We start from the raw sequence: 19,404 nt of genomic DNA, 5'->3' as shown, positions 1-19,404 counted from the left end.
TGGGTTTTTAAGAAACCCTAAACTTGGCTCAGCAATCTCAAATGACTATGTGATTTCTCGCATGGCCACTTGTGATGCTGATAATCTTTGTGACTATCAGTCCGTACTCACAAGCACCCACACGAATTGCTTGATTCGATTTGTTAAAGAGCGTTTGGTTAAGAGCTTTTCGTCTCAACCGAGGCGCGCATTTTACGCTTTCCTCATTTGCTGTCAAGCGTTTATTTTGAAGTTTTTTGCGAGAAACTCGTTTAGCTTCAAACACTTGACTCGCTGCGATCTCTCGTAGCGGGAGGCGAATCATACAGCGTTTAGAAGCGCTGTCAACCATCATCTCAACCGCTGCCGATCATTCGACCGAAGCACTCCTGATACTACCTGAATTGCCTAACTAATTGATTTACAAGAAGTTTTGCGCTTCGACTACGTCAGAAGTGGGGCGCATTATAAGGGGATTCGAAACCGCGTCAACCTTTAATTTCAAGAAACCCTGATATCGCTGAAAAGCAAAGCGGGGAGGCCTGACGGCCTCCCCGCTTTTCACCAAGGCCAAACGCCCTTAAAGCACACCGGTGCTGCGCAGCCGCTGCACCTCACCGGCATCCAGCCCCAATACATCCTCCAGCACCACCTCGGTATGTTCACCCAGCAACGGCGGCGCCCGACGGTACTCAACCGGCGTCTCCGACAACCGTATCGGGCTCGCCACCTGCGGCACACTCCCCGCCAACGGATGCGGAATGCTCACCGCCAATCCGCGCGCCAGAACCTGCGGGTCCTGGAACATCTGCGCCAAGTCATTGATAGGCCCGCACGGCACCCCTGCAGCCTCCAGTTGGCTCACCCACTCCGCCATGGTCTTGAACACCGTGGCCTGGCGGATCAAAGGAATCAGCTCGGCCCGGTTGGCAACCCGCAGCTTGTTGGTAACGAAACGCGGGTCGTCCGCCCACTGCGGCTGCCCGGCCACCTCGGCGAACTTGCGGAACTGGCTATCGTTGCCCACGGTAAGGATGAAGTCGCCATCCGCCGTCGGAAAATCCTGATAAGGCACGATATTGGGGTGCGCATTACCCAGGCGACGAGGTGGGTTGCCCGTGGTCAGGTAGTTCATCGCCTGGTTCGCCAGGCAGGCCACCTGCACATCGAGCAACGCCATGTCGATATGCTGGCCCACCCCGGTCTGCTCGCGATGGGCGAGGGCAGCGAGGATCGCCACCGTGGAATACAACCCGGTAAGGATGTCGGTCAGCGCCACCCCTACCTTGACCGGCCCCGCACCTTCTTCACCTTCCGGGCGGCCGGTCAGGCTCATCAGCCCGCCCAACCCCTGGATCATGAAGTCATAACCCGCACGCCTGGCATAAGGCCCGGTCTGGCCGAACCCGGTGATGGAACAATAGATAAGCCGCGGGTTGATCGCCTTCAGGCTCTGGTAGTCCAGGCCATAGGCAGCCAACCCACCAACCTTGAAGTTTTCGATGACGATATCGGACTTCGCCGCCAACTCACGTACCAGGCGCTGCCCCTCGGCCTGTGTGAAGTCGATGGTAACCGAGCGCTTGTTGCGGTTGGCCGACAGGTAATAGGCCGCCTCACTGGTGTTCTCACCCTCGGCATCCTTGAGGAAGGGCGGCCCCCACGAGCGGGTATCGTCACCACTGCCAGGGCGCTCGACCTTGATCACATCGGCACCAAGGTCAGCGAGAATCTGGCCAGACCATGGGCCGGCCAACACGCGAGAAAGGTCCAGCACCCGCAGATGTGATAGCGCGCCCATGGGCTGGCTCCTTATCAATAGAAGGCCTGGATGCCGGTCTGCGCACGCCCCAGGATCAGTGCATGCACATCGTGAGTACCTTCATAGGTGTTGACCACCTCCAGGTTGACCAGGTGACGAGCCACGCCGAATTCATCGGAAATGCCATTGCCACCCAGCATGTCACGCGCCATGCGGGCAATATCCAGTGCCTTGCCACAGGAGTTGCGCTTCATGATCGACGTGATCTCCACTGCAGCCGTGCCTTCGTCCTTCATCCGCCCCAGACGCAGGCAGCCCTGCAGTGCCAGGGTGATCTCGGTCTGCATGTCGGCCAGCTTCTTCTGGATCAACTGGTTGGCAGCCAAAGGGCGACCGAATTGCTGACGGTCCAGGGTGTACTGACGCGCGGTGTGCCAGCAGGCTTCCGCAGCGCCCAGCGCACCCCACGAGATGCCATAGCGGGCGGAGTTCAGGCAGGTGAACGGACCTTTGAGGCCGCGCACCTCCGGGAAGATGTTTTCCTCCGGCACGAACACGTTGTCCATGACGATTTCGCCAGTGATCGAGGCGCGCAGGCCAACCTTGCCGTGAATCGCCGGCGCACTGAGACCTTGCCAACCCTTTTCCAGAACAAAGCCGCGGATATCACCCGCATCGTCCTTGGCCCATACCACGAATACATCGGCGATCGGGCTGTTGGTGATCCACATCTTGCTGCCGGTCAGGCGGTAGCCGCCGTCGACCTTCCGGGCACGGGTGATCATCGAACCCGGGTCGGAACCATGGTTGGGCTCGGTCAGGCCGAAGCAACCGATCCACTCGCCGCTGGCCAGCTTGGGCAGGTACTTCTGCTTTTGTGCCTCGGTACCGAACTCGTTAATTGGCACCATCACCAGCGACGACTGCACGCTCATCATCGAGCGGTAACCCGAGTCGATGCGCTCTACCTCGCGAGCAATCAGGCCGTAGCACACGTAGTTCAGGCCACTGCCACCGTATTGCTCGGGAATGGTGGCGCCCAGCAACCCGACCTCACCCATTTCACGGAAGATTGCCGGGTCGGTCTGTTCATGACGGAAGGCCTCGAGCACACGCGGGGCCAGCTTGTCCTGGGCGAACTGATAAGCGCTGTCACGCACCATGCGCTCTTCTTCAGTGAGCTGCTGATCAAGCAGCAGCGGGTCGATCCAGTTGAAGCTTGCTTTACCGGCCATGAGCGAAATCCTCGAAATAGTGGGCAGTTTCTTGTGCCTTTGAGCCTAGGCCTGATCGGCCGCCGGGACAAACGAGGATTGCGCACCAATTAGTGATAATTTGTCACTTCGTAAATCGGCAAAACACCATATTTACAGCCTTACGAGTGAGGTTGACGTACATGCGCCGCAAGATCCCCAGTACCGCCGCCCTGGTCTGCTTCGAGGCGGCGGCGCGCAACGAGAGCTTTACCAAGGCCGCCCAGGAACTCGCCCTGACCCAGGGTGCTGTCTGTCGGCAGATAGGCGGCCTGGAAGCCTTCCTCAATGTGGAACTGTTCCGCCGCTCGCGCCGCGGCGTGAAACTGACCGAAGCCGGCCTTTCCTACAGCCGCCAGGTGGCCGCCCAACTGGACGCGGTAGAGCGCGACACCTTGTCGGTAATGCGCCAGCAGGGCGCCAACGTGATAGAGCTGGCCGTGGTGCCCACCTTCGGCACCCAATGGCTGCTACCGCGGCTCAAGGACTTCCAGCAGCGCCACCCGGAGGTCACGGTCAACCTCACCAACCGCACCCGGCCATTCCTGTTTGCCGACACCACCTTCGATGCCGCTATCTACTTCGGCGATGCTGACTGGTCCGGCACCCAGTCGCACCGGCTGATGGGGGAAAACCCGGTACCGGTGTGCAGCCCGGCGCTGCTGGGCGGGCAGGGCACACTCGACGCGCAGCGTATTGCCCAACTGCCACTGCTGCAGCAGAGCACGCGTCCCTATGCCTGGCGGCAATGGTTCGGCAGTGTCGGCATGAATGTGGAACGCGACATGACAGGCCCGCGCTATGAACTATTCTCGATGCTCGCCCAGGCGGCCATGCATGAGATGGGCATCGCGCTGATTCCGCCGTTCCTGATCCAGCGGGAGTTGGAGGAGGGTAGGTTGGTGGTCGCTAACAGGCATGCCCTGAGTAGTGACAAGGCCTACTATCTGATGATTCCGGAGCGCAAGGTGGAGTCGGCTTCGCTGCGCGCCTTCCGCGACTGGCTGGTGAGCCAGGCTCAGGCGTATACGGCGAAGACGTAGGCAAGCGCGACAAATTGACTCCGTAGTCAATTATATTGAACACCTACAGATATATGTATTTGTCGCATCTACATAAACTGTTATGCAGGGTGCAAAAATCCGCTTTAACCCTGCTTACGGCGCGGCTTTGCGGGTTATTTTGCGACATTCACCAAGCCGTAAGCGAATTGACCGCAAAATTTTTGTTTTTTTCTCCTAATCTGCCAATAGCCCATGTTTGACAGGCTGCAGCCTGACCGTTGCGACATACGGTCACAGGGTGACTTGTAGTTTTGACTTCGTTTCGCTCCAGAACCGGTTGAAGGCCTCTGGCTTCGTCTGCAAAATGCTTCGCCCGCCCGGGATTCGGCGGGTCGGCGCTCCACAGCCGCCCCAGCGCACCATCCGAAGTGCGCTGGCTTTTAAAAAGACAAAAAGGTCACCGCAGGAGAAATAGTCGTGCACATTGGTGTTCCTCTCGAGACGCAGACCGGTGAGACAAGGGTCGCTGCGACCCCGGAAACCATCAAGAAACTGATTGGCCAGGGCCATCAGGTCACCGTCCAACGGGGGGCAGGGCTCAATGCCAGCATTCCGGACAGTGCCTATGAGGCCGTGGGTGCTTCCCTGGGGAGTGCAGCCGATGCCTACGGCGCCCAATTGGTGCTCAAAGTGGTCGCTCCCAACGACCAGGAACTGGCCCTGATCAACAGTGGCAGCCTCCTGGTGGGCATGCTCAACCCCTTCAACAGCGAGCTGATCGGCAAGATGGCCGAGCGCGGCATTACCGCGTTCGCCCTGGAAGCCGCGCCGCGCACTTCGCGGGCGCAGAGCCTGGACGTGCTGTCGTCGCAGGCCAACATCGCCGGTTACAAGGCGGTGTTGCTGGCTGCCCATCACTACCCACGCTTCATGCCCATGCTCATGACCGCCGCCGGTACCGTCAAGGCCGCACGCGTGCTGATCCTGGGCGCGGGCGTTGCCGGCCTGCAGGCCATTGCCACGGCCAAGCGCCTGGGCGCAGTGATCGAGGCGTCCGACGTACGCCCGGCCGTGAAGGAGCAGATCGAGTCGCTGGGCGCCAAGTTCATCGACGTACCCTACGAAACCGATGAAGAACGCGAGTGCGCCGAAGGTGTCGGCGGTTACGCCCGGCCTATGCCGGCCAGCTGGATGCAACGCCAGGCCCAGGCCGTGCACGAGCGCGCCAAGCAGGCGGATATCGTCATTACCACTGCGCTTATCCCGGGGCGCAAGGCGCCGACCCTGCTCAGCGCCGAAACCGTCGCGCAGATGAAGCCCGGCTCGGTGGTCATCGACCTAGCAGCAGCCCAAGGCGGCAACTGCCCACTGACCGTCGCCGACCAGGTGGTACAGGAGAACGGCGTGATCATCGTCGGCCCGACCAACCTGCCGGCCCAGGTGGGCGCCGATGCCTCGGCACTGTATGCACGCAACCTGCTGGACTTCATGAAGCTGCTGTTCGACAAGGACGGCGCGCTGGTCATCAACCTCGAAGACGACATCGTCGCGGCCTGCCTGATGTGCCGTGATGGTCAGGTCGTCCGCAAGAACGGCTAAGGAGCACGACAATGGAAGACATGCTGATTTCCCATGGCATCTACAACCTGATCATCTTCGTGCTGGCCATCTATGTGGGCTACCACGTGGTGTGGAACGTCACCCCGGCACTGCACACGCCGCTGATGGCCGTGACCAACGCCATCTCCGCGATCGTCATCGTCGGCGCCATGCTGGCCGCCGCCCTGACGGTGACCCCGGCCGGCAAGCTGATGGGCACCCTGGCGGTGGCCCTGGCCGCGGTCAACGTGTTCGGTGGCTTCCTGGTCACCCGTCGCATGCTTGAGATGTTCAAGAAGAAAACCAAGAACGAGGCGCAGAAGTAAGCATGAGCATGAATCTGGTAACGCTCCTCTACCTCGTCGCCTCGGTGTGCTTCATCCAGGCGCTCAAGGGCCTGTCGCACCCGACTACCTCGCGGCGCGGCAACCTGTTCGGCATGATCGGCATGGGTATCGCCATCGTCACTACGGTCGGCCTCATTTATAAGCTCGGGGCCGAGCTTGCCACCGCCGGCATCGGCTACGTCCTCGTTGGCCTGCTGGTCGGCGGCACCGCCGGCTCGATCATGGCCAAGCGCGTCGAGATGACCAAGATGCCGGAACTGGTCGCCTTCATGCACAGCATGATCGGCCTGGCAGCGGTGTTCATCGCCATCGCCGCGGTGCTGGAACCGCAATCGATGGGCATCGTTGCCGCCATGAGCGACCCGATCCCCACCGGCAACCGCCTGGAGCTGTTCCTCGGCGCAGCCATCGGTGCCATTACCTTCTCCGGCTCGGTGATCGCCTTCGGCAAGCTGTCGGGCAAGTACAAGTTCCGCCTGTTCCAGGGCGCACCGGTACAGTTCGCCGGCCAGCACAAGCTGAACCTGATCCTCGGCCTGACCACCATTGCCCTGGGCCTGCTGTTCACCTTCACTGGCCACTACAGTGCCTTCACCCTGATGCTGGTCTTGGCCTTCATCATGGGCGTGCTGATCATTATTCCGATCGGGGGCGCCGACATGCCGGTGGTGGTGTCGATGCTCAACAGCTATTCGGGCTGGGCAGCGGCCGGTATCGGCTTCTCGCTGAACAACTCGATGCTGATCATTGCAGGGTCCCTGGTCGGCTCGTCCGGTGCCATCCTCTCGTACATCATGTGCAAGGCGATGAACCGTTCGTTCTTCAACGTCATCCTCGGTGGCTTCGGTGGTGATACCGATGCCGGCGCGGCGCAAGGCTCCAAAGAGCAGCGCCCGGTGAAGTCCGGCTCTGCCGACGATGCTACCTTCCTGCTCAGCAACGCCGACAGCGTGATCATCGTCCCGGGTTACGGCCTGGCTGTGGCTCGCGCCCAGCACGCGCTGAAGGAGCTGACCGAAAAGCTGAGCCACAACGGCGTGACCGTGAAGTATGCGATCCACCCGGTGGCAGGCCGTATGCCCGGGCACATGAACGTGCTGTTGGCCGAGGCCGAAGTACCGTACGACCAGGTATTCGAGATGGAAGACATCAACGCCGAGTTCGGCCAGGCCGATGTGGTGCTGGTGCTGGGCGCCAACGACGTGGTCAACCCGGCGGCGAAGAACGATCCCAAGTCGCCGATCGCCGGCATGCCGATCCTCGAAGCGTTCAAGGCCAAGACCATCATCGTCAACAAGCGCTCCATGGCCAGCGGCTATGCCGGCCTGGACAACGAACTGTTCTACCTCGACAAGACCATGATGGTGTTCGGCGACGCCAAGAAGGTCATCGAAGACATGGTCAAGGCTGTGGAGTGACAACGGCCGCTGCAAACCAGCTGATATAAAGGAAGCCCCGGTCAGAATCTGCCGGGGCTTTTCTTTTATTGATCCGGATCAACGGCTCTATTCCAAGGCTTCTCATACGACCATGGTCGTGGGACGGCAAGGGGCGAAGTCTCTAGACTGCGCTGCAGTAGTTTCAGTAGCCCGAGATAACAATCCATGTACCGTGATCGTATCCGCTTGTCCTCCCTGCACAGCAAGGTAATGAGTGCGGCTGATGCCGCTGGTCTGATCGAGGACGGCATGACCGTCGGCATGAGCGGTTTCACCCGCGCCGGCGAAGCCAAGGCCGTACCACATGCACTGGCCGAACGTGCCAAGCAGTCGCCACTGAAAATCAGCCTGATGACCGGCGCCAGCCTGGGCAACGACCTGGACAAGCAACTGACCGAGGCCGGCGTGCTGGCTCGCCGCATGCCATTCCAGGTCGACAGCACCCTGCGCAAGGCCATCAACGACGGCCAGGTGATGTTCATCGACCAGCACCTGTCGGAAACCGTCGAGCAGCTACGCAACCAGCAGCTGAAGCTGCCGGACATCGCGGTCATCGAAGCCGTGGCCATCACCGAGCAGGGCCACATCGTGCCAACCACCTCGGTGGGCAACTCGGCCAGCTTCGCGATCTTCGCCAAGCAGGTGATTGTCGAGATCAACCTCTCGCACAACACCAACCTCGAAGGCCTGCACGACATCTATATCCCGACCTACCGCCCGACCCGCACGCCAATCCCGCTGGTCAAGGTAGACGACCGTATCGGCAGCACCGCCATCCCGATCGACCCGGCCAAGATCGTCGGCATCGTCATCAGCGACCAGCCGGACTCGCCGTCCACCGTATTGCCGCCGGATGACGAAACCCAGGGCATCGCCGACCACCTGATCAACTTCCTCAAGAAAGAAGTCGAAGCTGGCCGCATGACCAACAAGCTTGGCCCGCTGCAGGCCGGTATCGGCAGCATCGCCAACGCAGTGATGTGCGGCCTGATCGAGTCGCCGTTCGAAGACCTGACCATGTACTCCGAAGTACTGCAGGATTCCACCTTCGATCTGATCGACGCCGGCAAGCTGAGCTTCGCCTCGGGCAGCTCGATCACCTTGTCGACCCGCCGCAACGCCGACGTGTTCGGCAACCTGGAGCGTTACAAGGACAAACTGGTTCTGCGGCCGCAAGAAATTTCCAACCACCCGGAAGTGGTCCGTCGCCTGGGCATCATCGGTATCAATACCGCGCTGGAGTTCGACATTTACGGCAACGTCAACTCTACCCATGTCTGCGGCACCAAGATGATGAACGGCATCGGCGGCTCGGGTGACTTCGCCCGTAACGCCCACCTGGCCGTGTTCGTCACCAAGTCGATTGCCAAGGGTGGCGCGATTTCCAGCGTGGTGCCGATGGTCAGCCATGTCGACCATACCGAGCACGACGTTGACATCCTGGTCACCGAGCAAGGCCTGGCCGACCTGCGTGGCCTGGCGCCACGTGAGCGCGCCCGGGCGATCATCGACAATTGTGTGCACCCGGACTACCGCGCAGCGCTGAACGACTACTTCGATCGCGCCTGCCAGCGTGGCGGCCACACCCCGCACATCCTGCGCGAAGCCCTGAGCTGGCACGAGAACCTGGAAGAAACCGGGCGCATGCTGGCTAGCTGATACAGATGTGGTACGGAACGGCGGCCCTGCTTCCGCTGTTCCGGTCTGTATTCTTGTAATCCTGGGGCCGCTTTGCGGCCCTTTCGCGACACAAGGCCGCTCCTACAGGGGCAAGCATTACAGCCATCACTTATTTTTTAACAAAACTGTACTACTGTACTGATAATTTTCAGCCCTTCCGCCTGAAAAACCCTTCTCCGAAGCCAGAACGCACCAAACAAGGGCGGACCAGTACAGTTACGCCAGTTTCGAGTGCAACAGTAGGGTTACACAGTTAACTGGACCATCGTCTTTCAACCGAACTGTATCTACTGTTATGGACGACAGAGGAGGATCATTGACATCAGTTAAATCACTACCTAATCCCGCCATAAGCGGAAGGATGAAACATCATGGAACGTACCCTCAGTTCCGGTCTGGTTTTTGAAAGCAACGCCCAACAATCCAACGCTTCGCTGCCGCTGCGCGCTCTGTCCACCTTGCTGCTGTGGCAGCGCCGCATGGCCAGCCGCCGTCAACTGGCTCGCCTGGACGCCCGCCTGCTGGCCGACGCCGGTATCAGCGAGTCGCAGCGTTACGAAGAGCTGAGCAAGCCTTTCTGGCGCTAAGCTTTGGCTTGCCGGCTTCGGCCGGCACCGCGAATTCCCGAAACCCGTTGCAGGTGACTGCGACGGGTTTTTTGTTTGCAGGCGGCATGCCAGAGCCTTTTGCAGACGAACATGTACAGTTTGGAAAATCCTAAAACAAACCATAACAGTTTATTGGTGCGCTGTTCATTAACATCCAGAAACACCGGCGCGTGATACGCTTGGCGTGACAGTCTGGTAGAACGCACTGTTGAAAAAGTACCGCGACGAGCTGTGCGAGCGTCCGATAAAGCAGAACCACCCGACCCTAGTCCAGGAGTCCACGATCATGTCCCGTAAATACCTGATTGGCGCCGCCCTGATGCTGAGCCTGGCCGGCACCGCAAACGCCACCAGCTTCGTTGTCACCACCGACGCCGTCGTTGGCGCAGTGGCCGCGTCCACCGATGCCACTTCCGATATTTCCTCCTCGTTCCGTGACGACAAGATCGTCCAGGCCGCCCGTGACGACGCCGCCAGCTTCGTTGGCAGCCAGGGCGACATCCGCGGTGCCAAGCTGGAAAGCGCTTTCCTGCACATCCGCTCGCAGATGCCAGCCCTGCAGGCCAGCGACGCGCAACTGGCCCAGGCCATCCTGGCGCTCTGACCCCGGCTGAGCCGTTCAGCTGTGCTGGTCACCACCAGCACAGCCGTACTCACCATTGCCGCCCACGTTTCCAGCTGTTGTAGAGCCCATGCGTTATCTGTTGCCGTTGCTGTTCTCCGTTGTTGGCATGGCCAGCGCCCATGCCATGGATACCACTACGCAAAGCCTGGTCATCACCGGCTATGTCACCAGCCAGGTCACCACCGCACCGTTCGACCGCAAACTGGTCCGCCAGGCCCAGGACGATGCTGCGGCCTTCGTCGCCAGCGACGGCCAGATCCGCGGTGCGCGGCTGGAGGCAGCGCTGGAATCATTACGCCACAATTGCGCACGGCATACCGTCGGCGATCTGGAACTGGCGCAGGCAATTCTCGTCCAATAATTACATCTGACTCCCTGTATTTTTCGGAGATGCTCCATGCGTAAACCGCTGATTGCCGCTACCCTCGGCATGCTGCTGCTGGCCGACCTGGCCCAGGCACAGACCCTGGTGGCCACCAGCAATATCATCGTGCGGGCCTTTGGCCGTTCGATCGATTTCACCTCTGACACCACCACCTCGATCCGCGACTCCAAAGTTGTGCGCGAAGCCCATGACGACGCCGCCAGCTTTGTCGCCAGCAACGGTGACATCCGCGGCGCCCAGCTCGAGGCCGCCTTCAACACCCTGCGCGAGCGCGTGCCGCAAGCGCGCGACGCCAGCGACCAGGTACTGGCTGAAGCCATCCTCGCGCTGTGAACCGCGTGCGCGCCTGGCTGCTCGGCTGCGCCCTGACGCTGCTCGGCACGCCCGCCCTGGCCGACCTGCAGCTCGAGCTGCAGGCGTCCGGCCTTGACTCGCAGCAGGCCCAAGCCACTCAGGCTCTGCTCGACGAAGCCATGGGCAAGCTGCCCCCTCGCTTCAAGCAACAGCTGAATCGCCGGGTGCGGGTCAGCTGGAGCGACAACATGCAGGCCGACGCCTATGGCCAGGCATCGCTGGTATCTACCCTCGAACTCAATCGCCGCCTGCTACCCAGCCTCACCAATGGCAGTGCTGCCACCGAGCGCACCAACCGCCCGCATGGCACGGTGCGAGAAGAACTGCTGGCCACCGTGCTACACGAACTCACCCATATCTACGACCGTGCCCGGCTGTGGCCCAGCGCCGAGAACGCGCTGATCGCCCGTTGCAAGCGCCAGCAAGGTACGTTGGGCAAGGTCGGCCTGCCCGAAGCATGCCGTGGCCAGGCCGAGCGCCGCTTCACCCTCAGCGACGACCCGCGCCTGCTCGACCTGGCCGGCTGGCAGCAGTACGTGGGCCGACGCGGCGAGCGCGAGCAGCACAACGGCCAGTTCGTGCGCAGCCCCGACAGCTATGAACTGAGCAGCCCCAAGGAGTACATCGCGGTCAACATGGAGTACTTCCTCCTCGACCCGAGCTACGGCTGCCGCCGTCCGGCGCTGAACCAGTACCTGAGCGAACACTTCGGCTGGGCACCGCAGCAGGACAGCTGCGCCAAGGGCCTGCCGTTCATCAATGCCGGCAGCGACTTCGCCCGCCAACCGCTGGGCGAAATCGACCCCGAGCGGGTCTATGAGGTGGACTACCTGCTGGCCGAAGCCAACCAGAACCTGGTCAGCCGCTGGGGCCACAGCATGCTGCGCCTGGTGATCTGCAAGCCGGGCCGCCCACGCGGGCCGGACTGCCGCCTGGACCTCGACCAGAGCCTGGTGCTGTCGTACCGCGCCTTCGTCAACGATGTGCAGCTTTCCAGCTGGGACGGCCTGGTCGGTGCCTACCCCTCGCGCCTGTTCGTGCTGCCGCTGGGCCAGGTGATCGACGAGTACACCAAGACCGAACTGCGCAGCCTGGCCTCGGTGCCCTTGCGGCTCGACCGCGACGAGATCGAGAACCTGGTGCGTCAGGCCGCCGAAATGCACTGGAGCTACGATGGCAACTACTGGTTCCTGTCCAACAACTGCGCAGTAGAGTCGTTGAAGCTGCTGCGCAGCGGCACCGCCAACCCACGCCTGAACGACCTCGATAGCATCATGCCCAATGGCTTGCTGGCTGTGCTCAAGGGCAGGGGGCTCGCCGACACCAGTGTGCTCGACGACCCCCGCGAGGCGCTGCGCCTGGGTTATCGCTTCGACTCCTACCGCGACCGTTACCAGGCCATGTTCGAGGTGTTGAAGAAACAGTTGCCAATCAAGCAGGACAAGGTCGAGGACTGGCTGGCCCTTGACGCCGAGCAACGGCGGGGCTGGTTCGCCCAGGCCGACCTGCGCACCAGCGCCGCCTTGCTGCTGCTTGAACAGGCCAGCTTGCGCCGGCAACTGCTGCTGGCCCAGGACGAGGTCAAGCAGCGGTACCTTAACGCCGCCGCGCTGAACGATGGCAGCGTCAGCAAGGCCGATGCGACCCTCAGGCAGATGCTTGCCAACAGTGGCTTCCTCAGCCGCCCGGCAGAATTGCTCGATAGCAAGGGCTACGGGCTGCCGCAGCCGCAGGAGCGCAAGCACCTGGAACAGGTCAGCAGCGAGCGGCAAGCGCAGTTGCTGCGCTTGAGCACGAGCCTGGACAAAGAGGTGAGGGCGCTGCTGGAGCCGTCGCGGGCCAGGGAGATTGCGGCGGTGGAAGCCAACGTGAAGCAGGTGGGCGAGCATCTGCGGGCATTGCACAAGGCTGCAGGAGGCCTGCAGTTGTAAGTATGGCTGTACCGGCCCTATCACCGGCAAGCCAGCTCCCACAAGATCCCCACAGGTCTGAAGGGTGTTGGGGTACCTGTGGGAGCTGGCTTGCCGGCGATAGAGCCAGCAGCACCAACACAATCTCTTACAGGTTCTCCTCCGCCTCCGAAGGCAAATCCTCGTCCAGATGCAACCAAGGCAACCGGCTATCCACCCAGATATGCCGGTTGGCCCTGACCCGTTCCGGGTGGTCCAAGGTCGCCACCGTCACATCCACCGTCTCCGGGCTATGTGTAGTAACCAACGCCACATGCGCCCCGCAATGCCCACAGAAGTACCGGCTGCAACTGGCCGGTGCCACATAGCAGTTCGGCTCGCCCGCCAGCCACTGGAACCCCGAGCGGGGCACGGTGAGCCAGGTCACCACCAGCCCGCCACTGACCCGCCGGCAGATCGAGCAATGGCAATGGGCAATGTCCGTCAGGTCGCCCTCCAACCGATAACGCAAGGCGCCACAATGGCAGCCACCCTCGGTCACATCCTGCATCACCTACCTCTCGTCGCCTTTGCTTCGGCGAAAGCTGGCTGAAAGCTTGCCCTCATAGGATAGCCCCCACTACCGGCACAAGACCGGTCAGCCAGGGCACCCGGTAACCACCGCGCCCGGCCCAATCAACAACAACAATGGTGATTCTGATGTATTCCTGTGCCCGACTTTCCGTAGCCCCCCTCCGCATGCTCCCCGCACAGCGCCAAACGCGCTGATCCGCCCGAATCGACGTTCCTTTCGCCGCGCCACGCCTGGAGTATTGCCATGCTGACCTTCCTCGGCTTTGCCATGGTCATCACCTTCATGTACCTGATCATGACCAAGCGCCTGTCGGCCTTGATCGCGCTGATCCTGGTACCGATCCTGTTCGCCCTGTTCGGTGGTTTTTCCGCCAAGATCGGCCCGATGATGCTCGAGGGCATCAGCAAGCTCGCACCTACCGGCGTGATGCTGATGTTCGCCATCCTCTATTTCGCCTTGATGATCGACTCCGGCCTGTTCGACCCGGCCGTGCGCAAGATCCTCAAGCTGGTCAAGGGTGACCCGCTGAAAGTCTCCGTCGGCACCGCAGTACTGGCCCTGGTGGTCTCGCTCGACGGTGACGGCGCCACCACCTACATGATCTGCTGCGCCGCCATGCTGCCGATGTACAGCCGCCTGGGCATGAGCCCGCGGATCATGGCCGGCCTGATCATTCTCGCCGGCGGGGTGATGAACATGACCCCCTGGGGTGGCCCGACTGCCCGCGCCGCCAGCGCCCTGCACGTGGACCCGTCGGACATCTTCGTGCCGATGATCCCGGCCATGCTGTTCGGCGTGCTGGCAATCCTGGCCATCGCCTACATGTACGGCAAGCGCGAACGTGCCCGTCTGGGCGAGTTGCACCTGCCCACCGACGACATCGACCACAGCGAAATCACTGTTTCGCAGTACCCGGACGCGCGCCGGCCAAAACTGCTGTACTTCAACGGCGCCCTGACCGCTGCCCTGATGGTCGCGCTGATTGCCGGCGTGCTGCCGCTGCCAGTGCTGTTCATGATCGCCTTCAGCATCGCCATGATCGTCAACTACCCCTGCCTGCAGCAGCAGAAAGACCGCATCGCCGCCCACGCCGGCAGCGTGCTGGCGGTCACCGGGCTGATCTTCGCCGCCGGCATCTTCACTGGCATCCTCTCAGGCACCGGCATGGTCGACGCCATGTCCAAGAGCCTGCTGTCGGTCATCCCCGAGGCGCTGGGCCCATACCTGGCGGTGATCACCGCGATCGTGAGCATGCCGTTCACCTTCTTCATGTCCAACGACGCGTTCTACTACGGCGTGCTGCCGGTGCTGGCCGAAGCTGCCAGCCACTACGGCATCAGCCCGGTGGAAATGGCCCGTGCGTCGATCGTCGGGCAACCGGTACACCTGCTCAGCCCCTTGGTACCCTCCACCTACCTGCTGGTGGCCCTGGCAGGCATCGAGTTCGGCGATCATCAGCGCTTCACCTTGAAGTGGGCAGTGCTGGTGTGCCTGTGCATAATGCTCGCCGCGCTGCTGATGGGCATTTTCCCGCTGTTCAGTAGTCTTTAATAAACGCGTATTTCCCTAACGCGACGCGCCCTGATCCGGGCGCGTCGCCTTTACCGTTCGAAGGAAAACACATGGAATGGCTGACCAGCCCGGAAATCTGGGTTGCCTTTTTCACCCTTACCGCGCTTGAGATCGTCCTCGGTATCGACAACATCATCATGATCTCGATTCTGGTCAGCCGCATGCCCAAGCACATGCAGCCGCGCACCCGGATCTTCGGCCTGGCCCTGGCCATGGTCACCCGTATCATGCTGCTGCTGTCGATCACCTGGGTCATGCGCCTTACCGCCGACCTGTTCGTGGTCCTGGGCCAGGGCATCTCCGGGCGTGACCTGATCCTGTTCTTTGGTGGCCTGTTCCTGCTGTGGAAAAGCTCGCAAGAGATCTACCACGGCCTGGAAGGCGAGGACGAGAACCCGGAAGAGCCGAAAGGCGCGGGTGGCAAGTTCTTCTACACCATCATCCAGATCGCCATCATCGACATCGTGTTCTCGCTGGACTCGGTGATCACTGCGGTGGGCATGGTGTCCCACGTACCGGTGATGATCGCCGCGATCATCGTCGCCGTGCTGGTGATGATGCTGTGCGCCGGCACCATCAGCGACTTCATCGACAAGCACCCGTCGCTGAAGATGCTCGCACTATCGTTCCTGATCGTGGTCGGTACCGTGCTGATCGCCGAAGCTTTCGACGTGCATGTACCAAAGGGCTACGTCTACTTCGCCATGGCGTTCTCGCTGGCGGTGGAAGCCATCAACATCCGCATGCGCACTGCCTTGGCCCGCAAGAACGGCAAAGAGCATGAGCCGGTGAAACTGCGCAAGGACATTCCGGGTCAATAAGATCAGGAAGTGCAGGACACAAAGGGCCCTTCGCTGGGCCCTTTTTCATGCCCGGATTTGCCATTTGCTGTACTGGCCTCTTCGCGGGCACAGGCAATCATTCATTTCCAGTGTGTTTCAAATAAATGGCAGCCATGCGAAGCTGGCGACAGCTACGCAAAACAACTAAAGCTTTGAGTGAGCACTGAAAATTCTTCAAACGCTCACGCTTCGTCTCTTGGCCCTCTGGGCCAATGCAACAGGGGGCCGTCGCCATGCTGACCCTGCTCAACCTGCTCTCGGCCGTTACGCTTCTGGTCTGGGGCACCCACATCGTGCGTACCGGCATCCTTCGGGTATTCGGCTCGAGCCTGCGGCGCATCATCAGCCAGAACATGAGCAAACGCCCGCTGGCGTTCGTCGCCGGCATTCTGGTCACGGCCATGGTGCAAAGCAGCAACGCCACCGCCATGCTCGTCACCTCGTTCGTCGGCCAGGGCCTGATGGCCATGACCCCGGCCTTGGCAATCATGCTCGGCGCCGACGTGGGTACCGCGCTGATGGCCCGGGTGCTGACCCTGGACCTGTCCTGGCTGTCGCCGCTGCTGATCTTCCTGGGTGTTATCTTCTTCCTCTCGCGCAAACAGACGAGGGCCGGCCAGCTGGGCAGGGTAGGCATCGGGCTTGGCCTGATCATCCTGGCATTGGAGCTGATCGTGCAGGCAGCTACGCCGATTACCCACGCCCAAGGCGTGAAGGTGCTGTTCGCCTCGCTGACCGGTGACATCATGCTCGACGCCTTGGTCGGCGCTCTGTTCGCCATGATTTCCTATTCCAGCCTGGCGGCCGTGCTGCTCACCGCAACGCTGGCCGGTGCCGAAGTGATCAGCCTGCCGGTGGCCATCGGCCTGGTGGTGGGCGCCAATATCGGTAGCGGGCTGCTGGCCTTCCTCAGCACCAGCATGCAAAACGCCGCCGGGCGCCGAGTGGCTCTGGGCAGCCTGCTGTACAAGCTGATCGGCCTGCTGCTGATCATTCCTGTGCTGCACCCGCTGGTGAGCTGGATGGACTCACTGAGCTTCAGCCCACAGGAGCTGGTCATCGGCTTCCACCTGCTCTACAACACACTGCGTTGCCTGATCATGCTGCCCACGGTCAAACCCATGGGCCGGCTGTGCAACACCCTGCTCCCCGAACGGGAAAACGGCAACGGCCAGATTCGCCCGCGCCATCTCGACACCTCGGCGCTGGAAACACCCAGCCTGGCCCTGGCCAACGCCTCCCGCGAAACCCTGCGCCTGGGCGATATCGTCGACAGCCTGCTCGAAGCCATGCTCGGTGCCCTGCGCGGTACCCAGGCCGCCTTGCCGCAGCAGGTCCGCGCCCTCGGCGAGGACGCCGAAGCCTTGTACAGCGCGATCAAGCTGTACCTGGCGCAGATGTCGCGTGAAGACCTCAGCGAACAGGACAACCGCCGCTGGGCGGAAATCATCGAACTGGCGATCAACCTCAAGCTGGCCTGCGACCTGATCGAGCGCATGCTGCGCAAGGTCCAACAGCAGAAAACCAGCCAGCGCCGGGAGTTCTCCCAGGTGGGCCTGGAAGAGCTGACCGGCTTGCAGGAACAGCTGCTGGCCAACCTGCGCCTGGGCTTGTCGGTGTTCCTCAGTGCCGACCCGGAAAGCGCCCGCTTGCTGCTGCGGGAAAAACGCCGTTTTCGCGCCCAGGAACGGCGCCTTGCCCACGCCCATGTCAGCCGCTTGCAGCGCAAGGTAGTGCAAAGTATCGAGACCAGTTCGCTACACTTGGAGCTGATCGCCGACATGAAACGGTTGAACTCTTTGTTCTGTAGCAGTGCCTATGTGGTACTGGGCGGCTCGGACACGGGCGGGCTGATGCTCGACAGCGTGCCGGACGAAGCCCGTCTGCCGTGATTTCGCCTACCTGAGGACCCAAGCTCGCCCATGCGTTGCCTGATGTTCGTTTGCCTGCTGATCTGCAGCCTGCCCTCATTCGCCCTCGACCGCTCGCGGGTTGAAGGTTACCTGTTGCCCAACGGCCTGCAGGTCATCCTGAAAAACGGTTATGAACGTGACCATGTGGCGATTCGCCTGGTGGTCGGCGTCGGCCTGGATGACTTCAATTGCGAGCAGAAAGAGCTGCCGCACCTGCTCGAACACCTGCTGTTCAGCGGCATCGACGAAACTGGCGAGGGCGGCCTGGAAGAGCGCCTGCAATCGCTGGGCGGCGAGTGGAACGCCTACACCAGCAGCGCCGACACCACCTTCGTCATCGAAGCCCCGGCGCGCAACCAGCGCAAAATCCTCGACCTGCTGCTGGCGGTGATCCACGACACCCGCATCGATGCCAAGGCCCTGGCCACCGCCAAGCGCATCATCGAGCGCGAGGATGGCGGCCACTATGGCCACCTGCAGCGCTGGCTCGACCGCCAGGACATCGGCCACCCCGCCAGTGACCAGCTGGCCACCGAGCTGGGCCTGAAATGCCCGGAGCGCTCCAACCTCGACGACATGACCCTGGAGCAGGTGAACACCTTGCGTGACCGCTGGTACGCGGCCAACAACATGACCCTGATCGTGGTCGGCGGCCTCGACCGCCTGCTGCCGGCCTACCTGGAGCGCACCTTTGGCGAACTGCCCGCCACCGAGCCGGAGGAGCGCCGCACCCTGGAAAGCATCGGCCAGCAAGCTGCACAGCGCCGCGACCTGACCCGCGGCTGGCTGGGTGACAGCGTCAAGCTGCACTGGCTGTTCGTCGAGCCGGTGCTGGACAACGACCACCAGGCCACCCTCGACCTGCTGTCGCACTACCTGGACTGGGCGCTGTACGACCAGCTGCGCCTGCGCAACGGTTTGTCCTACGGCCCTTCGGCAAAACGCGAAAGCTTTGGCGACACCGGCCTGCTAAGCCTCAATGCCGACCTGGAGCGCGAGGATATCGACCAGGCGGTCGAGGTGATGCAGAAATTGTTCGACCACCTGCGCAAGGAAGGCCTCGACCCGGATACCTTCGAGCGCATCAAGTACGCCAGCGTCGCCAAGGAAAGCTGGAGCACTCAGGGCAACAGTGCCTTGGCCGACTACTACTGGGGCGCGCTGAACGACTATAGCGACGGGCGCTTCGTCAACCCGGTGCGCAAGCTGCGCCAGGTCAGTCTGGCGCAGGCCAACGAGGCGCTGAAGGAACTGCTCAAGGAAGATGGCTATGTGCGTATCGAGGAACCATTGCTTGGCTATGATGAGCTCTACGGGCTGGTTGCCTTGCTGTTGGGGCTGATCCTGGCAGCGGGGCTGCTGCGCTGGCGTCGGCATGGTCCGGAAAAACCGAGCGGTGCTACACGCGAGCAGTGAAACGACGGTATCCTTTTGCCAGTACCGGTCTCTTCGCGGGCACGCCCGCTCCCACAAAGGTCAGTGACAACCCGGACCCTGTGGGAGCGGGCCCGCCCGCGAAGAGCCCAGCACAGTCACCTCACCCATTCTGTTGTAGCCC

Annotated in this window: 18 protein-coding genes; 14 read left to right on the top strand and 4 right to left on the bottom strand. The window is 61.7% G+C overall.

All coding sequences use genetic code 11. From position 1 onward, the window contains the following. Positions 1-559 precede the first annotated feature (559 nt). Both CAG00_RS25305 and CAG00_RS25300 read right to left on the bottom strand, forming a co-directional pair. Positions 560-1,780: a CaiB/BaiF CoA-transferase family protein gene (locus CAG00_RS25305; RefSeq protein WP_085665612.1), complete on the bottom strand. Its 1,221-nt coding sequence runs from the start codon at positions 1,778-1,780 to the stop codon at positions 560-562. A 14-nt stretch (positions 1,781-1,794) separates the two neighbouring features. Continuing rightward, a complete protein-coding gene (locus CAG00_RS25300) occupies positions 1,795-2,976 on the bottom strand; it encodes an acyl-CoA dehydrogenase (RefSeq protein ID WP_085619031.1) in 1,182 nt (393 codons plus the stop codon). 161 nt (positions 2,977-3,137) lie between these two features. Here CAG00_RS25300 and CAG00_RS25295 point away from each other — a divergent pair, with 161 nt between their 5' ends. Then, positions 3,138-4,037 (top strand): LysR family transcriptional regulator, encoded by a 900-nt coding sequence (locus CAG00_RS25295; protein ID WP_054572517.1) that lies wholly within the window; start codon positions 3,138-3,140, stop codon positions 4,035-4,037. 252 nt (positions 4,038-4,289) lie between these two features. Here the strand turns inward: CAG00_RS25295 and CAG00_RS28625 are convergent, their stop codons facing one another. Then, the gene (locus tag CAG00_RS28625; protein ID WP_139832839.1) at positions 4,290-4,481 is read right to left on the bottom strand and encodes a hypothetical protein; all 192 of its coding nucleotides are present in this window, start codon (positions 4,479-4,481) and stop codon (positions 4,290-4,292) included. On the opposite strand from CAG00_RS28625, the gene CAG00_RS25290 reads away from it, so the two are divergent. The 9 genes from CAG00_RS25290 to CAG00_RS25250 all read left to right on the top strand — a co-directional run bounded on the left by CAG00_RS25290 (position 4,476) and on the right by CAG00_RS25250 (position 12,966). Next, the gene (locus CAG00_RS25290; RefSeq protein WP_015268506.1) at positions 4,476-5,597 is read left to right on the top strand and encodes a Re/Si-specific NAD(P)(+) transhydrogenase subunit alpha; all 1,122 of its coding nucleotides are present in this window, start codon (positions 4,476-4,478) and stop codon (positions 5,595-5,597) included. The two genes, CAG00_RS28625 and CAG00_RS25290, sit on opposite strands and share 6 nt — an antisense overlap. An 11-nt stretch (positions 5,598-5,608) precedes the next feature. Continuing rightward, complete coding sequence (locus CAG00_RS25285; RefSeq protein ID WP_003256966.1) at positions 5,609-5,923, top strand: NAD(P) transhydrogenase subunit alpha; 315 nt, start codon at positions 5,609-5,611, stop codon at positions 5,921-5,923. 2 nt (positions 5,924-5,925) lie between these two features. Further along, complete coding sequence (locus tag CAG00_RS25280; protein ID WP_015268505.1) at positions 5,926-7,362, top strand: NAD(P)(+) transhydrogenase (Re/Si-specific) subunit beta; 1,437 nt, start codon at positions 5,926-5,928, stop codon at positions 7,360-7,362. A gap of 186 nt (positions 7,363-7,548) precedes the next feature. After that, positions 7,549-9,042, top strand: coding sequence for an acetyl-CoA hydrolase/transferase family protein (locus CAG00_RS25275; RefSeq protein ID WP_013970344.1), 1,494 nt, complete (start codon positions 7,549-7,551; stop codon positions 9,040-9,042). Positions 9,043-9,434: 392 nt separating this feature from the next. After that, a complete protein-coding gene (locus CAG00_RS25270) occupies positions 9,435-9,650 on the top strand; it encodes a DUF1127 domain-containing protein (protein WP_003256968.1) in 216 nt (71 codons plus the stop codon). 307 nt (positions 9,651-9,957) lie between these two features. Next, positions 9,958-10,275 carry a DUF2388 domain-containing protein gene (locus CAG00_RS25265; RefSeq protein ID WP_025337247.1) on the top strand — a complete coding sequence of 106 codons (318 nt, stop codon included), beginning with the start codon at positions 9,958-9,960 and terminating at the stop codon, positions 10,273-10,275. An 88-nt stretch (positions 10,276-10,363) separates the two neighbouring features. After that, entirely contained in the window at positions 10,364-10,657 is a 294-nt protein-coding gene (locus CAG00_RS25260; protein WP_025337246.1) for a DUF2388 domain-containing protein, read from the top strand. A gap of 36 nt (positions 10,658-10,693) precedes the next feature. Next, on the top strand, positions 10,694-11,014 hold the full coding sequence (locus CAG00_RS25255; RefSeq protein WP_003256970.1) for a DUF2388 domain-containing protein: 321 nt from the start codon (positions 10,694-10,696) through the stop codon (positions 11,012-11,014). Beyond that, positions 11,011-12,966, top strand: a complete 1,956-nt coding sequence (locus CAG00_RS25250; RefSeq protein WP_085665611.1) for a DUF4105 domain-containing protein — start codon at positions 11,011-11,013, stop codon at positions 12,964-12,966. The genes CAG00_RS25255 and CAG00_RS25250 overlap by 4 nt, the downstream gene beginning before the upstream one ends. Positions 12,967-13,093: 127 nt before the next feature. Here the strand turns inward: CAG00_RS25250 and CAG00_RS25245 are convergent, their stop codons facing one another. After that, a complete protein-coding gene (locus CAG00_RS25245; RefSeq protein WP_085665610.1) occupies positions 13,094-13,495 on the bottom strand; it encodes a GFA family protein in 402 nt (133 codons plus the stop codon). A gap of 267 nt (positions 13,496-13,762) precedes the next feature. Between CAG00_RS25245 and CAG00_RS25240 the strand changes: the two genes are divergently transcribed. From CAG00_RS25240 to CAG00_RS25225, 4 genes are all read left to right on the top strand, one after another. Then, positions 13,763-15,070, top strand: a complete 1,308-nt coding sequence (locus CAG00_RS25240; RefSeq protein ID WP_015268498.1) for a CitMHS family transporter — start codon at positions 13,763-13,765, stop codon at positions 15,068-15,070. A gap of 71 nt (positions 15,071-15,141) precedes the next feature. After that, positions 15,142-15,912, top strand: coding sequence for a TerC family protein (locus CAG00_RS25235; protein WP_025337243.1), 771 nt, complete (start codon positions 15,142-15,144; stop codon positions 15,910-15,912). Between the two features lie 254 nt (positions 15,913-16,166). Beyond that, a complete protein-coding gene (locus CAG00_RS25230) occupies positions 16,167-17,825 on the top strand; it encodes a Na/Pi cotransporter family protein (RefSeq protein ID WP_085619021.1) in 1,659 nt (552 codons plus the stop codon). 30 nt (positions 17,826-17,855) lie between these two features. Next, on the top strand, positions 17,856-19,262 hold the full coding sequence (locus CAG00_RS25225; RefSeq protein WP_085665609.1) for a pitrilysin family protein: 1,407 nt from the start codon (positions 17,856-17,858) through the stop codon (positions 19,260-19,262). Positions 19,263-19,404 lie beyond the last annotated feature (142 nt).

The sequence above is a fragment of the Pseudomonas sp. B5(2017) genome, assembly GCF_002112825.1.
In the GTDB taxonomy this organism is placed as follows: Bacteria; Pseudomonadota; Gammaproteobacteria; order Pseudomonadales; family Pseudomonadaceae; genus Aquipseudomonas; species Aquipseudomonas putida_Z.
This window is presented reverse-complemented; position numbering and strand designations above follow the sequence as displayed.